Below are 15,435 nucleotides of genomic sequence, written 5' to 3'. Positions count from 1 at the left end.
ACGGTAGCACGAACAATACTATAGATGAGAAGGGATTGAAATTGGATGATATCGAATCAGGTGCTTCAGAATACTCTTGAAGGGTTAAAAGAAATTTCCAGAACAGAATTTTGTGTACTCGACACAGAAGGCAAAGTACTCGCAAGTACTTTTGCAGATTTTTCCATCGCAACACCAGATGTGCAGGCTTTCGTGGAATCACAGGCAGACAGCCAGCTGGTAAAGGGATTCCAGTATTTTAAAGTCTGTGATGACTATCAGCTGGAATATATATTAGTTGCTCATGGTGATGATGAAGATACTTATATGGTAGGCAAGCTCGCAGCTTTCCAGATTCAGAATCTGATCGTAGCTTATAAGGAACGCTTTGATAAAGACAGCTTTATCAAGAACCTTCTTCTTGACAACCTGCTCCTTGTTGACATTTACAACCGTGCGAAGAAACTGCACATAGAAGCAGATGTACGCCGCGTTGTTATGATCCTCGAGATGCCGCAGGAAAAAGACCACAGCTCCATGGAGAGTGTGAAGAGCCTCTTCGGCGGTAAGAGCAAAGATTTCATCACAGCCGTAGACGAGAAGAGCATCATTGTTGTCAAGGAACTCGATGAAGGTGAGAACTATCCGGAAATGGATCAGCTTGCACACACCATCCTTGATACCCTCGGAATGGGTAACGACGGCAAGACCCATATGGCATATGGTACCATTGTCAACGAACTGAAAGAAGTATCCCGATCCTATAAAGAGGCCCGCATGGCTCTCGATGTAGGCAAGATTTTCTTCGGAGACAAAGAAGTAATCGCATACAGCTCCCTGGGAATCGGACGACTGATCTACCAGCTCCCAATCCCGCTCTGTAAGATGTTCATCAAAGAAATCTTCGGTGGCAAATCTCCGGATGACTTCGATGAAGAAACACTGGTAACCATCGATAAATTCTTTGAAAACAGCCTGAATGTATCCGAGACATCCAGACAACTCTACATCCACAGAAATACACTGGTATACCGCCTCGACAAACTCCAGAAAAGCACCGGCTTAGACCTCCGTGTTTTTGAAGATGCCATCACATTCAAGATAGCACTCATGGTAGTACGCTACATGAAATACATGGAGACATTGGAATACTAATACAAATATACTGTAATGGAAACAAAACTTTAATGCCTGTCACAGCTTACACGTTGTGACAGGCATTTTTACTTTACAAATCTCTTTACACAGTGTATAGTTTAAATTCGGGATTAGAGAGCAGTCAAACTATGAACATTCAATGAACCCACAAAAACCTCTTGCAATCCCCAAAAACATACATTACAATATTGTTACAAAAACATGAACCCTTTGGAGGACAAAACATATGATAGACCTTATAGATGTAAGTAAATCCTATGGCCCCGGCCTTCCGGCAGTAAACCATGCGAACTTACATATAGATAAAGGCGAATTCGTCTTCGTAGTAGGAAACAGCGGATCAGGAAAAACAACCCTGATCAAACTCCTTATGAAAGAACTGGATTCCACATCCGGCCAGACAATCGTAAGCGGTGAACGTCTGGAAGGAATGAAACACAGACGAGTGGCCAAATACCGTCGAAAATTAGGTGTAGTATTCCAGGATTTCCGTCTCCTGAAAGACAGAAACGTGTATGAGAATGTAGCATTTGCACAGCGAGTAGTCAACCGCCCGACACGAGTAATCCGCAAACGTGTCCCTGAGGTACTTCAGGAAGTTGGACTTGCCGGCAAATACAAATCTTTCCCGGATGAACTTTCCGGTGGAGAACAGCAGAGAGTGGCACTGGCCAGAGCTCTGGTAAACCGTCCTGATATTCTTCTGGCAGACGAGCCAACAGGTAACCTCGATCCTAAGACATCCGAGGAAATCATGAAGCTTCTGGAGCAGATCAATGACAGAGGAACCACAGTCCTTGTTGTAACACACAACAAAGAGATCGTAAATGCAATGAAGAAACGTGTAGTTACCATGCATGAAGGTTCCATAATAAGTGACGAGAAAGAGGGAGAATATCATGAGGCCTAGCACAATATGGTATACCCTGAAACAGGGTATCAAGAACATTAAGAGAAACTGGATGTTTTCCCTGGCATCTATCATTACCATGGCTGCCTGTATTTTTTTGTTTGGCATTTTCTTCTCTATCGTGAATAACGTAAACAATGTTGCTCATAAAGTAGAGCAGGAAGTCCCGATCACAGTATTCTTTGATAAAGGAACAACGAACAAACAGATCAAGGCAATCGGTAAGAAAATTAAGGAACGCCCGGAAGTAGAGAAAATTGAATTCACATCCGCTGATGCGGCATGGGAAGAATTTAAAGAGACATATTTTCAGGGATCTGAAGCGGCAGACGGATTTAAAGATGACAATCCGCTTGCAAACCAGGCAAACTACAGTGTATACATGAACGATATCACGAAACAGTCAGAGCTGGTTTCTTATATAGAAGGGTTGAAACATGTACGTCTGGTAAATCAGTCCGAGGAAGCAGCCAAGACACTGGGAAATGTCAATAAACTGGTTTCCTATATTTCCATTGCAATCATCGCATTATTACTTATCATTTCTATTTTCCTGATCAGCAATACAGTATCTGTCGGTATTGCGGTTCGTAAGGAAGAAATCGGAATCATGAAGTACATAGGAGCGACCGATGCATTTGTAAGAGCTCCATTCCTTCTGGAAGGCATTGTGCTGGGAGTTATCGGTGCTGCTATACCGTTGGTCGGACTTTATTTCTGCTATAATGCGGCGGTATCTTATATTCTGAACAAATTTAATGTGCTGACCGGCGTGGTTGATTTTATCCCGGTATGGCAGATTTATCAGACATTGCTTCCTATAGGACTGGGACTTGGAATCGGAATCGGACTGATCGGAAGTTTCTTTACAACAAGAAAGCATTTAAGAGTATAATAAAAAGCAGACAAGCATGAAGCTGCCGGAACAATGATATCATATCATGAACCGGCGGCTTTTTTACAGGAGTGCAGACATGAAAAATAAAGAATTTTGGAAAGGTGCAGTAGCAGGAGCACTGGTTGTGACGTGCATCGGTACAGGTGTTTTTGCAGGAACAGGTCTTGCAGCAAAAGGAACAGCTCTTGGTGATTACAAGTGTACATCAAAGCTGGCATATCTTGAAGAGCTGATCGACAGATACTATCTGGGAGATAAGGATGAAGAGAAGCTTCAGGAAGGGCTTTATGCAGGTCTTCTCTATGGACTGGATGATCCTTATTCCAGATATTATACAGCAGAGGAATACGATTCTGAGAATTCTTCCAATGAGGGAAGCTATGTGGGAATCGGCATTCTTATGGAGAAGAACAAAGAAGGCGGAGTAAAGATTGTTGAATGCTATGAGGGTGGTCCCGGAGAAAAAGCAGGACTGGAAGAAGGGGACATCATCAGTGCCATTGACGGGGAAGACATCACAGAGGATGAGGTATCTGATGTTGCAGATATTGTCCGCAATTCGGATAAAGACAGTGTGGTGCTTACTGTTCACAGAGAAGGTGAAGAAGATGCCATGGAAATCACAGTCCCTGTCACAGATGTGGAATTACCGTCTGTTTTCCATGAAATGCTGGATTCCAAAATCGGCTACATCCGCATTACACAGTTTACAGGCGTTACCGGCGAACAGTATCAGGAAGCTTTTGATGATCTGCAAAAACAGGGAATGGAGAAAATGATCGTGGATCTCCGCAATAATCCGGGTGGACTTCTTAATTCTGTCTGTGATATTCTGCGAAAAATCCTTCCGGAAGGACTGATCGTTTACACCGAAGACAAAGACGGAAACAGAGAAGAGGAAAAATGTGATGGCAAAAACGAACTCAGGATTCCGCTTGCAGTTCTGGTAAATGAAAGCAGCGCCAGTGCATCAGAGATTTTTGCCGGCGCAGTGCAGGATTATGGTATCGGAACAATCGTCGGAACAACCACTTACGGAAAAGGCGTGGTACAGTCCATCCGCCAGCTCTCAGACGGAAGTGCCATTAAACTGACTATTGCCAACTACTATACTCCAAAAGGAAACAACATCAACAAAACAGGAATCAAACCTGATATAGAGGTTTCTCTGGATACCAGCCTGCTGAATAAGAATAAAGACGAGATTACCCATGAGGAGGATAATCAGTTGCAGGAAGCGATTAAGGCAGTTGAGAAGGAAAAGTAGTTGTTTGGCTGATAGTTTGATGCTATACTGTATATATGATGTCAGGGTTGAAAGGTATTTTGCCCCTGACTTGATAGATAAGATGAAGAGCCCATTACTGAGCAGGCAGCGGATTCTGCTTCGTAACTGCGAAGACATTGAACGGTTAATGGGCAGAAATTGAAAAATATCAGAAAACGAGAGGGCGACAACATGAGCGAATATGTAATCACCACCGACAACAATTCAGATCTTCCGGAGGAATATCTTAAAGACCATGGAGTAGGCTGCATGTATCTCAGTTATTCCATGGATGGAAAAAATTACACGCATGGAAATTTCCTTCCGGAGCATGAATTTTATGAGGCAATGAGAAACGGTTCCATGCCAACTACAGCACAGGTAAATCCTGAAAATGCAAAAGCACTGCTGGAGCCTTACCTGAAAGAAGGAAAAGATATTCTTCATATTGCATTTTCTTCTGCTTTAAGCGGTACATACAATAGTAGCCGTATCGCAGCGGAGGAATTGATGGAGGATTATCCGGACCGTAAGATCATCGTGGTAGATTCTCTTGGCGCTTCCCTTGGTCAGGGGCTTCTGGTTTACCTTGCGCAGGAGAAGAAAGAGCAGGGAGAAGATCTGGAGACAGTTGCGAAATGGGCAGAAGAGAACAGGCTTCATATGGTACACCTTTTTACAGTCAATGATTTAAACCACCTATACCGTGGAGGCCGCATTTCCAGAACCACTGCAGTAGTAGGAAGCATGCTGAATATTAAACCGGTCCTTCATGTAGACAATGACGGAAAACTCACTGCCATCGGCAAAGTCCGCGGCCGTAAAAAATCCCTTCAGGAGCTGGTAAAGCTTATGGATGAGAAAATCGGCAGCTATCATGACACCTGCCATACCGTTTTTATCAGTCATGGAGACTGTGAAGACGATGCAAATTATGTGGCAGAGAAAGTAAAAGAAAAATACCAGATCAACACGATTATCATGAATCAGGTAGGAGCCACCATCGGCGCTCACTCAGGTCCGGGAACAATGGCTTTGTTCTTTGTGGGAGATGAAAGATAAATTAGTTTTTTTGTAAAATGGTTTCATGGTATCATTATCCTGCGGGAAAATAAATGATACTGCGGAACCATTTTTGATATTACAGGAGAATTTTATGAAATTATTAAAAAAAGCATTCGCATTCATATTTATATTTATGCTGAGCGTTTCAGGTCTGACAGGATATCAGGTAAACGCCTCAGAGCAGCCCAAACATCTGAATATCCTGTTCACCCATGATCTGCATTCCCATTTGAACAGCTTTCAAACGATTGTAGACGGGACACAGCAGGAGACCGGAGGATTTGCCCGGCTGAAAACATTGATCAATGAGTATGAGAAAGAGAATACAGATACACTTATACTGGATGGAGGAGACTTCTCCATGGGAACTCTGATACAGACTGTATATGACACAGAGGCTGCCGAACTGAGGATGCTTGGATATCTGGGCTGTGATGTGACAACTCTGGGAAATCATGAATTTGATTACGGCTCCGATGGTCTGGCAGATATGCTGAATGCCGCAGTCAGTTCAGGGGAAAATCTTCCCGGGATGGTTGTGTGTAATGTGGACTGGGATGCAATGAAAAAAGCCGGACTCAGTGAAGGGCAGAAACAGATTTATGAAGCATTTCAGACATATGGAGTAAAAGACTATACGGTAATTCAAAAAGGCGATATAAAGATTGCAGTACTGGGTGTTTTCGGAAAGGATTCTCTGGATTGCGCTCCTACCTGCGAGCTTCTTTTCAAAGACCCGTCAGAAGCCGCAAAAAAAACAGTAGAGGAAATAAAGAAGAACGAAGATGTAGACATGATCGCCTGTGTATCACACAGCGGAACATGGGAGGACGAAAAAGTATCAGAGGATGAAATCCTTGCAAAGAATGTGCCGGACATTGATCTGATCGTCAGCGGACATACCCACACACAGTTGGCAGAACCGATCCTGCAGGGAGATACCTGCATCGTATCCTGTGGAGAATATGGGAAAAACCTGGGAACACTTTCCATGACTCAGAAAGAGAATGGACGGTGGGAAACGGATACCTATGAGCTTGTTCCGGTTACGGATGAAATCAAAGCAGATGAAGCCACACAGAAGAAAATAGATGAATTGTCAGATACTGTTGATACCAATTATCTCTCTAATTTTGGTTATACCAGAGAGGAAATTCTGGCAGAAAATGACATTGAATTTAACAGCCTCAGTGAGATGGAAACAAAGCATGAGGAGTTGAATCTGGGAGATATCATATCAGATGCTTATATATATGCAGTAGAGAATGCAGGAGACTCTGATGGAGAAAAAGTAGATGTTGCGATCGTACCTGCCGGAACTGTAAGAGATACTTATACAAAAGGCAATATAACAGTGGAGCAGGTATATAATTCCTTCTCGCTGGGAACAGGAAAAGACGGGCTTGCAGGTTATCCTCTGATCAGTGCATATTTAACGGGAAAAGAACTGAAAACAGTGGCAGAGGTAGATGCCTCCATATCAGATTTTATGACAATAGCCAGATTATATTGCAGTGGAATGAATTTCACCTATAATCCCCACCGAATGATCTTAAATAAAGTAACAGACTGTTATCTGACAGGCAAGGATGGGGAAAGGGAAGAAATACAGGACGATAAATTGTATCATGTTGTCACTGACCTGTACACTGGCCGTATGCTGGGTTCTGTTCTGGACAAATCCTATGGGCTGATATCCATCGTCCCTAAGGATAAAAACGGCAATCCCATAGAGAATCTGGAAGATTATGCAGTCATGGATGGAAAAAAAGAACTGAAAGCCTGGGCTGCAATCGCAGAATACATGCAATCCTTTGAAGACACAGACAAAGACGGAATTGCAAATGTGCCGGAATATTATAATACAACACACGAAAGAAAAGTTGTAGACAACAGCAAAAACATCATAAATCTGGTAAAACATCCGAATAAATTTGCCATAGCGATTGTGGGAATCTGTATTGTGGCTGTTGGAGTGAGTTTGTTGGTGATCTTTGGAATTGTAAAGATTATCAGAAGAAGAAAAAAGAATTTATGTCAATAAAATCAAATAACAGTGGTAGGGCAGTTTCTGATTAACAGGGACTGCCTTTTATGCTGCGATTATATTTCCTGATGAAATTTCCCACGACAATTAAGACAGGTATGTATCATGTTCAAAAAAAATATGATATACTTACGCTGTACATAAGCGATAGTAAAAACGGGGGAACGTGAAATGGCTGAAATGGAAAACAGTAAAGATCTGATCAGTGTATTGTGGAGCGGAGCAGATATTCTTCGCTCAAAAATGGATGCAAATGAATATAAAAATTATCTTTTGGGAATTATTTTCTATAAATATCTGTCAGATTCTTTTCTTATCAAAGTATATGATATGATCTGTGATGACAAACCACAGACATTAAAAGAAGCACTGGATGTATATGTAAAAGAATTGGAAAGTGAAGATGGCGAAGAACTGAAACAGGGAATGAAAGAAGAATGCCATTATGTGATCGAACCTGAACTTACATACACATATTTTGCAGATGCCGCAAGAAATAATTCTTTTAACAGAGAGCAGCTGCAGAAAGCATTCAATAATATTGAACAAAGTGATCCTATCTTTGCAGATCTGTTTGCAGATATTGATCTGTATTCCAACCGTCTGGGAACAGGAGATCAGAAGCAGAGTGATACAGTTGCAAGTCTGATAAAGGAAATTGATAAAGCAGATTTATTGAATTCAGATGCGGAAATACTTGGAAATGCCTATGAGTATCTGATCGGACAGTTTGCATCAGAGACAGGAAAGAAAGCCGGTGAATTCTATACGCCTCAGGCAGTATCCAAAATTCTTACCCGCATTGCAATCGCAGGACAGGAAGAAAAACAGGGATTATCTGTCTATGATCCATGTATGGGTTCCGGCTCCCTTCTGCTTAATGCAAAAAAATATGCGAAATATTCTCAGTATATCAAATATTATGGACAGGAATTAAATACTTCGACTTACAATCTTGCAAGAATGAATATGTTTCTTCATGGCATTCCGGCAGAGAATCAGAACTTGAGAAACGGAGACACTCTTGACGGAGACTGGCCAACAGACGAAGAAACAGACTTCAATATGGTACTTATGAATCCGCCTTACAGCGCGAAATGGACCGCAGCAGCAGGATTTCTGCAGGATGAAAGATTCAGTGATTATGGGGTGCTTGCACCGAAATCAAAAGCAGATTACGCTTTCCTACTGCATGGACTGTACCATCTGAAAAATAATGGAACTATGGCAATTGTACTTCCGCACGGTGTCCTCTTTCGGGGAGCTGCGGAAGGGAAAATCAGAGAAAAACTGCTTCGCTCCGGAAATATTTATGCAGTAATTGGATTACCTGCGAATCTTTTCTACAATACTTCGATTCCAACTTGTATCATTGTGCTGAAGAAGCACAGAGATGGCAGAGATGTGCTGTTTATTGATGCTTCAAAGAAGTTTGACAAAGGCAAGAAGCAGAATGAAATGACAGATGTGCATATCAATGAAGTGATAGAACTGTACAGTAAACGGGAAACTGTAGAAAAAGAATCATTTCTTGCCAGCTTTGAAGAAATAGAAAAGAACGACTTTAACCTCAACATCCCACGCTATGTTGATAACTTTGAAAAAGAAGAAGAGATAGACTTGAATGATCTGTTATCCGAAATGAAGAAAACAGATGACGAATTAGAAAAAACACAGGGGGAATTCCTGTCCTTGCTCAGGGATTTAACTTCTACAGATGACGCAATTATGAAATCATTAGATGAACTGATTGCGAAAATGGAGGGGTAAATTATGGGAAAACCTGAGATTAGATTTAAAGGTTATACGGATGAGTGGGAACAGCGTAAGTTTGGTAGTTTACTGGAAGAGACGAGAAATAAGACAACAGTTGAAGATGAAGATACATTGCTTTCTTGTGCCATTGATGGTATGTATCTCAACTCTGAACTGTTTAGTCATTTTAGAGGTTCATCAAATATTGGATATTTAAAAATCAAGAAAAATGATTTGATTTTGTCAGCGCAAAATTTGCACCTTGGGAATTGTAACGTGAATTTGCGATTTGAGCATGGCATAATTTCGCCTGCATATAAGGTTTATGAGCTTGTTGGATGTAATCCGTTATTTATGCAAGCATGGGTAAAAAAAGACAGTACTAAGGATTTCTTTTTAAAAGCATCTACAGAAGGAGCTAGCGTTTGTAGAAAAAATATTGTCTGGGAAGAATTATATAAACAAGAATTACCAATCCCGAATATTGAAGAACAAACAAAAGTTGGAGAGTATTTTAATTCTCTCGACCACCTCATCACTCTTCACCAGCGAAAGTGTGCTGAAATAAAAAGTTTAAAAAAATATATGTTACAAAAAATGTTTCCTCAAAATGAACAAAAAGTTCCAGAAATCAGATTTGAAGGATTTACGGAAGCTTGGGAACAGCGTAAGTTGGGAGAGATTTGCGAATCATTTGAGTATGGACTTAATGCGGCAGCTAAAGAATATGATGGCGAAAATAAATATATTCGTATTACAGACATAGATGATAATTCCCATGAGTTCATTCAAGATGATGTGACTTCGCCAGATATAGATTTGACAAACTCAGAAAATTATCAACTCAAATATGGAGATGTTCTTTTTGCAAGAACAGGTGCAAGTGTCGGAAAAACCTATATTTATAAGGAATCTGACGGATTAGTTTACTATGCAGGTTTTTTAATTCGAGGTCGTGTAAAGAGCAATTATTCACCTGAATTTATATTTCAAAATACACTTACAGATGATTATGATAAGTTTATTCGCATCACTTCGCAACGTTCAGGACAGCCGGGAGTAAACGCACAAGAGTATGCAAGTTATGAAATATCAGTGCCGAAATTTGAGGAGCAACAGAAAATCGGAGCCTATTTTTCTACCCTCGACCACCTCATCACTCTTCACCAGCAAAAGTGTGAAGAACTGAAAAAAATAAAGAAATTCATGCTACAGAAAATGTTTGTCTAGGAAAAAGGTGAGCAAATGGAAAAAATTACGTTATTTCATGGAACTTCGAACAGAATTGTAGTGCCAACATATGGACTTGGTGAGAAAAAACATGATTATGGCATGGGGTTTTATTTGACAGATAATCTGAATCTCGCAAAGGAATGGGCTGTTTGTAAACCTAATGATGAAAATGGCTGGGTTCATCAATATGAACTGGATACAGACCAATTAAAAATACTGGATTTTCAGGAAAAAGATGTTCTCTCATGGCTTGCAGAGCTGATGAAACACAGAGATGCCTCCGATTCTAAACGTTACCGGGTGTTATCAAAAAAATTTATTGAGAAATATGGAATAGATACAGAAGGATATGATGTGATCAAGGGCTGGAGGGCCAATGCTTCCTACTTCTATATTGCCAGGGAATTTGTAAGAGATAATATTGATATGGATATTCTGACGGAATTGCTTTCTCTTGGTGGTTTGGGAATCCAATATTGTATTAAATCAAGGCTGGCATATGAGCACTTGCAGGAAGTACAGGACGGTCTGTTGTCTGTTGATTATATGGAATTCAGAGAAAAATATAATCAGCGAGATGTTTCAGCAAGACAAAAAATGCGGGAATTAATTGATTCTGATGCCAACAAAGTAACGAATGTATTCAGTACATTGCTTTAGGAGAGAATTATGAGAGCGTATGCAGAAGCTTATTTAAGTGATGTTGTAGAAAATCAGGGAAAGCTATTTGATTTTGTAGCACAGTCATTCCCGGATAAAAATACAGAAGATTTTATTAACACATACATGAAGAGTAAAACGAGAAAGAGCATAGATGAAGCTCAGGCTTATGTGAATACGATGGATGTGGAAGATTTATGGTCGTATTTTCTTAAAACAGATCATTACAGATTGCAGGAAGGAGACAACTTAAAAGGTTTTATTCCGGACTGGATTGGAGAGTTTTACGCATATTATCAGTGGTATTATAATATGCCAAGTTCAGAAGTTGTTCAGAAAATCCCGGTGGATTTCTTGAAGAAAGCCTATTACGGACTTCATGATCTGGAACTTGATCTGGCAGTCAGAAAAGTAGGAGAGGTTTAATGGATATTATCTGCTTTCACAATCCGAATGAAGAAAATGGATATTTGAGTAACTGGTATCCGACTCATTTCACAGTTGATGGAATAGATTTTTCTTCAATGGAACAGTTTATGATGTACCAGAAAGCATGTCGCTTTCATGATGCTTTAGTAGCAAAGGAGATATTGAGCACAAATGATGTTGCGAAAATTAAGAAATTAGGGCGAGAGGTACATGGATATAATGAAAATACCTGGAATGGTGTAAGACAGATTATTGTTTATGAAGGGTTAAAGGCGAAATTCAGTCAAAATGTAGAATTGAAAGAAAAACTTGTTGATACAGGTGACGCAATATTGGCAGAATGTGCGGTAAGAGATCAGATTTGGGGGATAGGTTTGTCCATGAGAGATCCCAATAGACTTGATCAAAGCAAATGGAAGGGAAAAAATCTGTTGGGATATGCTCTGGTGATGGTTAGAGAGCAGTTGTAAATGCCAATCCTTGGGAACAGCGTAAGTTGGGAGAGATTTGCGAATCATTTGAGTATGGACTTAATGCGGCAGCTAAAGAATATGATGGCGAAAATAAATATATTCGTATTACAGACATAGATGATAATTCCCATGAGTTCATTCAAGATGATGTGACTTCGCCAGATATAGATTTGACAAACTCAGAAAATTATCAACTCAAATATGGAGATGTTCTTTTTGCAAGAACAGGTGCAAGTGTCGGAAAAACCTATATTTATAAGGAATCTGACGGATTAGTTTACTATGCAGGTTTTTTAATTCGAGGTCGTGTAAAGAGCAATTATTCACCTGAATTTATATTTCAAAATACACTTACAGATGATTATGATAAGTTTATTCGCATCACTTCGCAACGTTCAGGACAGCCGGGAGTAAACGCACAAGAGTATGCAAGTTATGAAATATCAGTGCCGAAATTTGAGGAGCAACAGAAAATCGGAGCCTATTTTTCTACCCTCGACCACCTCATCACTCTTCACCAGCGAAAGTCAATTCCCCATCCAAACCATTCAACCACCCACACGAAACACAAAGGAGAAGAAAAATATGTCAGAATTAGAGTCAATGATAGAGGAAAAATTGATAGAACAGCTAATTTACGGAGATTCCCAGTGGACATACCGGGAAGATTTAAAAACTGAGGAGGATCTGTGGGCGAATTTCAGATATATTCTGGAGCAGAATAATAAGGACAGGCTGGATGGAGAGGGACTTTCTGACTCTGAATTTGAACAGGTAAAGAACCAGCTACAGTTTTCCTCATTTTATAAAGCCGGGGAATGGTTGGTAGGTGAGAATGGAAAGGTAATGGTTCATGTACAGCGGGATACGGAAAAGTTACATCTTGTAGTGATGAACCATGAGCATATTGCAGGCGGTTCCAGTGTTTATGAAGTGATTAATCAGTATAAAGCACTGAAATCAGATGATGAGGATTCTACAGATGTGCGGGACAGAAGATTTGATGTAACTCTTATGATTAATGGGCTTCCCATGATACATATTGAGTTGAAGAATAAACAGCATTCTTACATGGACGGATTCTGGCAGATTAAAAAATATATTGGTGAGGATAAATTTACCGGGATTTTCTCAGCTGTGCAGATGTTTGTAGTCAGTAACGGTGTGGATACCAGATATTTTGCGGCAGCAGGGGATACAGAGTTAAATCCCAAATTTATGAGTGGATGGGTAGACAGAAAGAATAATCCTGTTTCAGATTATCTCAGCTTTGCAAAAAGTGTACTCCGTATTCCCCAGGCTCATGAAATGATTGCCAGATACACAGTTCTGGATGAAGATGCCAGACGGCTGATTCTGCTCAGACCATATCAGATTCATGCCATTGAGTCTATACGTGAAGCTTCAAAAACCGGAGAATCCGGTTTTGTATGGCATACAACCGGTTCGGGAAAAACACTGACATCCTATAAGGCAACAAGAAATCTTTTGATGGATATTCCAAGTATTGATAAGACGATTTTTCTTATTGACCGTAAAGATTTGGATACACAGACAACTATGGCATTTCAGGCATATGCAAATAATGATCTGGTAGATGTGGATGAAACAGATAATGTAAATGATCTCAAAAAGAAATTAAAATCGGCTGACCGTCAGGTGATTGTAACGACAATCCAGAAAATGCAGATTCTCATAAGTAAAAGACTGCAGGAAGGGACCCCGGACTTTGATAAAATCAAAAATCTGAGGATTGCTTTTGTAGTGGATGAGTGCCACAGGGCAGTGACACCGAAAACAAAGAGAGAACTGGAACGTTTCTTTGGCAGATCTTTATGGTACGGTTTTACCGGAACTCCACGCTTCGCAGAGAATCCATATCCGCAGATGGGCGATTTGCCACGAACAACAGAAGAATTATATGGAAAATGTCTCCATTCTTATACCATACAGAATGCAATTCATGACAAAGCTGTTCTGGGATTTCAGGTTGAGCATAATGGTCCTAAAAATATGACAGATGAAACGGACAGCAGCCAGTATGACAATGAAGCGCATATGTTAAAGGTATTGGAGGTAATCTTAAACAAATCCTATTACAAATTAGGCTTTCAGAACGGAAAGGGAATGACATATGAGTGCATGCTTACAACCAAATCCATTCAGGTTGCACAGAAATATTATGAACTGCTTACCAGGGTAAAGAACGGAGAAACTTCTCTTGTGATTGATGAGAAAATCAGACAGGTGCTTCCGGATTTTCCTAAATTTGCCATCACCTACTCTGTTACTGAAAATGAAGAAGGCTCCCATGTAAATCAGGAAAAAATGCAGAAATCTTTGAATGATTACAATGGGATGTTTGGAACGAAATATGAAATGTCCCAGATACAGAGCTATAATGGCAATCTGAATAAACGTCTTGCCAGAAAAGATGCCAGATTTAAGAGCAGACGAGAACAGCTGGATCTGGTAATTGTGGTAGACAGACTGCTTACAGGTTTTGATGCACCATGTATGTCTACGATTTTTATTGATCGTCAGCCGATGGGACCTCATGATCTGATTCAGGCTTTTTCAAGAACTAACCGTATTTATGACACCAATAAGACATATGGGCAGATTGTAACTTTTCAGGCACCAAAGCTTTTTAAGAAGTGTGTGGACAATGCAGTGAAATTGTATTCTGCCGGAAGCACAGAGACAGCGTTGCTGGCAGAATGGGATGAAGTAGAGCCTGCATTTCGTAAAGCACTTTCTGCACTGAAAATCTGCGCTGAGAAGCCTTCGGACATTCCGGGCATGTCCATGAAAGAGAAGAAAATTTTTGCAAAAATGTTCCAGGAGTTTGACAGCCTGTTTGCACAGCTGAAATCTTTTACAAAGTATAATGACAGTATGTTGGAAGAATATGGAATTACAGAGGCAGAATATGACGATTATGCAGGCCATTATAAAAATGTAATGGAAGAGATTCGTGATTCCAAAGATCATGGGGATTCAGATTCCAGTGATACACAGGTGGATCAGGATTATGAATTGATGGCATACAGCAGTACAAAGATTGATTACGAATATATCATTAACCTGATCCAGAATATTGTAACTCCGACAGAGGAGGATGAGGAAATTACACCACAGGAACGGCAGAAAAAGCTGGAAGAAGTAAAACAGTACGTGGCGGAGCTTCGTAAAGATAATGAAAAAGTAGCAGACCTTATGTCCAATCTGATTGCAGATATTGAGAAAGATGACAGAAAGTACAGAGGAAAGTCTATCCTTAATATTATTGAGAATATGAAACGAGATTGTGTGGAAAAAGTTATCTCTGATTTCTGTATTCAATGGTATGCGTCAAAGGATGATGTAATGTATGCGGCAATCCATTACAGAAATGGGAAAATCCCCAATGAAACGGCAATTAAGGCGACTGTTGATTATACCAGCTACAAAGAAGCACAGAAAACAGCTTTGCCGAAGTATAAATTTTATAATCGCATGATGGCAGAATTGAAGAAAACTCTGGACGAAGAGATAAAACCTCTTCTTATGACTGCATAA

The 15,435-nt window shown here is 40.2% G+C and carries 13 protein-coding genes; all 13 read left to right on the top strand.

Annotated elements, in window-relative coordinates; genetic code table 11:
- The first annotated feature begins 45 nt into the window (after positions 1 to 45).
- The 13 genes from WKT11_RS00680 to WKT11_RS00620 all read left to right on the top strand — a co-directional run bounded on the left by WKT11_RS00680 (position 46) and on the right by WKT11_RS00620 (position 15,435).
- The gene (locus WKT11_RS00680) at positions 46 to 1,134 is read left to right on the top strand and encodes a PucR family transcriptional regulator (protein WP_117675172.1); all 1,089 of its coding nucleotides are present in this window, start codon (positions 46 to 48) and stop codon (positions 1,132 to 1,134) included.
- A gap of 229 nt (positions 1,135 to 1,363) precedes the next feature.
- Positions 1,364 to 2,047, top strand: coding sequence for a cell division ATP-binding protein FtsE (gene ftsE, locus WKT11_RS00675; protein WP_117675169.1), 684 nt, complete (start codon positions 1,364 to 1,366; stop codon positions 2,045 to 2,047).
- Complete coding sequence (gene ftsX, locus WKT11_RS00670; RefSeq protein WP_117675167.1) at positions 2,037 to 2,942, top strand: permease-like cell division protein FtsX; 906 nt, start codon at positions 2,037 to 2,039, stop codon at positions 2,940 to 2,942. The genes ftsE and ftsX overlap by 11 nt, the downstream gene beginning before the upstream one ends.
- Before the next feature lie 79 nt (positions 2,943 to 3,021).
- Positions 3,022 to 4,212, top strand: coding sequence for a S41 family peptidase (locus WKT11_RS00665; RefSeq protein ID WP_117675165.1), 1,191 nt, complete (start codon positions 3,022 to 3,024; stop codon positions 4,210 to 4,212).
- A gap of 192 nt (positions 4,213 to 4,404) precedes the next feature.
- On the top strand, positions 4,405 to 5,274 hold the full coding sequence (locus tag WKT11_RS00660; protein ID WP_117675163.1) for a DegV family protein: 870 nt from the start codon (positions 4,405 to 4,407) through the stop codon (positions 5,272 to 5,274).
- A gap of 94 nt (positions 5,275 to 5,368) precedes the next feature.
- Positions 5,369 to 7,321 carry a bifunctional metallophosphatase/5'-nucleotidase gene (locus WKT11_RS00655; protein WP_117675161.1) on the top strand — a complete coding sequence of 651 codons (1,953 nt, stop codon included), beginning with the start codon at positions 5,369 to 5,371 and terminating at the stop codon, positions 7,319 to 7,321.
- A 174-nt stretch (positions 7,322 to 7,495) separates the two neighbouring features.
- The gene (locus tag WKT11_RS00650) at positions 7,496 to 9,094 is read left to right on the top strand and encodes a type I restriction-modification system subunit M (RefSeq protein ID WP_117675159.1); all 1,599 of its coding nucleotides are present in this window, start codon (positions 7,496 to 7,498) and stop codon (positions 9,092 to 9,094) included.
- A 3-nt stretch (positions 9,095 to 9,097) separates the two neighbouring features.
- Positions 9,098 to 10,309, top strand: a complete 1,212-nt coding sequence (locus WKT11_RS00645; protein WP_340281681.1) for a restriction endonuclease subunit S — start codon at positions 9,098 to 9,100, stop codon at positions 10,307 to 10,309.
- Positions 10,310 to 10,324: 15 nt separating this feature from the next.
- A complete protein-coding gene (locus WKT11_RS00640; protein WP_117675157.1) occupies positions 10,325 to 10,972 on the top strand; it encodes a DUF3990 domain-containing protein in 648 nt (215 codons plus the stop codon).
- A 9-nt stretch (positions 10,973 to 10,981) separates the two neighbouring features.
- Positions 10,982 to 11,398 carry a hypothetical protein gene (locus WKT11_RS00635; RefSeq protein ID WP_117675156.1) on the top strand — a complete coding sequence of 139 codons (417 nt, stop codon included), beginning with the start codon at positions 10,982 to 10,984 and terminating at the stop codon, positions 11,396 to 11,398.
- Complete coding sequence (locus WKT11_RS00630) at positions 11,398 to 11,871, top strand: NADAR family protein (protein ID WP_117675154.1); 474 nt, start codon at positions 11,398 to 11,400, stop codon at positions 11,869 to 11,871. The genes WKT11_RS00635 and WKT11_RS00630 overlap by 1 nt, the downstream gene beginning before the upstream one ends.
- Before the next feature lie 26 nt (positions 11,872 to 11,897).
- Positions 11,898 to 12,554: a restriction endonuclease subunit S gene (locus WKT11_RS00625; protein WP_117675152.1), complete on the top strand. Its 657-nt coding sequence runs from the start codon at positions 11,898 to 11,900 to the stop codon at positions 12,552 to 12,554.
- A complete protein-coding gene (locus WKT11_RS00620) occupies positions 12,460 to 15,435 on the top strand; it encodes a type I restriction endonuclease subunit R (RefSeq protein ID WP_117675150.1) in 2,976 nt (991 codons plus the stop codon). Before WKT11_RS00625 ends, WKT11_RS00620 begins: the two co-directional genes overlap by 95 nt.

Source organism: Blautia sp. HCN-1074 (assembly GCF_037890165.1).
Classification (GTDB): Bacteria; Bacillota; Clostridia; order Lachnospirales; family Lachnospiraceae; genus Blautia_A.
The sequence above is the reverse complement of the archived record's forward strand: the minus strand, read 5'-3'. Positions and strand labels throughout refer to the sequence as shown.

What these genes read in the sequence shown, in the direction of transcription:
- WKT11_RS00655 (WP_117675161.1), top strand. Translation starts at nt 5,369, where the DNA reads ATGAAATTATTAAAAAAAGCATTCGCATTCATATTTATATTTATGCTG.
- ftsX (WP_117675167.1), top strand. Translation starts at nt 2,037, where the DNA reads ATGAGGCCTAGCACAATATGGTATACCCTGAAACAGGGTATCAAGAAC.
- WKT11_RS00665 (WP_117675165.1), top strand. Translation starts at nt 3,022, where the DNA reads ATGAAAAATAAAGAATTTTGGAAAGGTGCAGTAGCAGGAGCACTGGTT.
- WKT11_RS00630 (WP_117675154.1), top strand. Translation starts at nt 11,398, where the DNA reads ATGGATATTATCTGCTTTCACAATCCGAATGAAGAAAATGGATATTTG.
- WKT11_RS00635 (WP_117675156.1), top strand. Translation starts at nt 10,982, where the DNA reads ATGAGAGCGTATGCAGAAGCTTATTTAAGTGATGTTGTAGAAAATCAG.
- ftsE (WP_117675169.1), top strand. Translation starts at nt 1,364, where the DNA reads ATGATAGACCTTATAGATGTAAGTAAATCCTATGGCCCCGGCCTTCCG.
- WKT11_RS00645 (WP_340281681.1), top strand. Translation starts at nt 9,098, where the DNA reads ATGGGAAAACCTGAGATTAGATTTAAAGGTTATACGGATGAGTGGGAA.
- WKT11_RS00650 (WP_117675159.1), top strand. Translation starts at nt 7,496, where the DNA reads ATGGCTGAAATGGAAAACAGTAAAGATCTGATCAGTGTATTGTGGAGC.
- WKT11_RS00640 (WP_117675157.1), top strand. Translation starts at nt 10,325, where the DNA reads ATGGAAAAAATTACGTTATTTCATGGAACTTCGAACAGAATTGTAGTG.
- WKT11_RS00680 (WP_117675172.1), top strand. Translation starts at nt 46, where the DNA reads ATGATATCGAATCAGGTGCTTCAGAATACTCTTGAAGGGTTAAAAGAA.
- WKT11_RS00620 (WP_117675150.1), top strand. Translation starts at nt 12,460, where the DNA reads ATGTCAGAATTAGAGTCAATGATAGAGGAAAAATTGATAGAACAGCTA.
- WKT11_RS00660 (WP_117675163.1), top strand. Translation starts at nt 4,405, where the DNA reads ATGAGCGAATATGTAATCACCACCGACAACAATTCAGATCTTCCGGAG.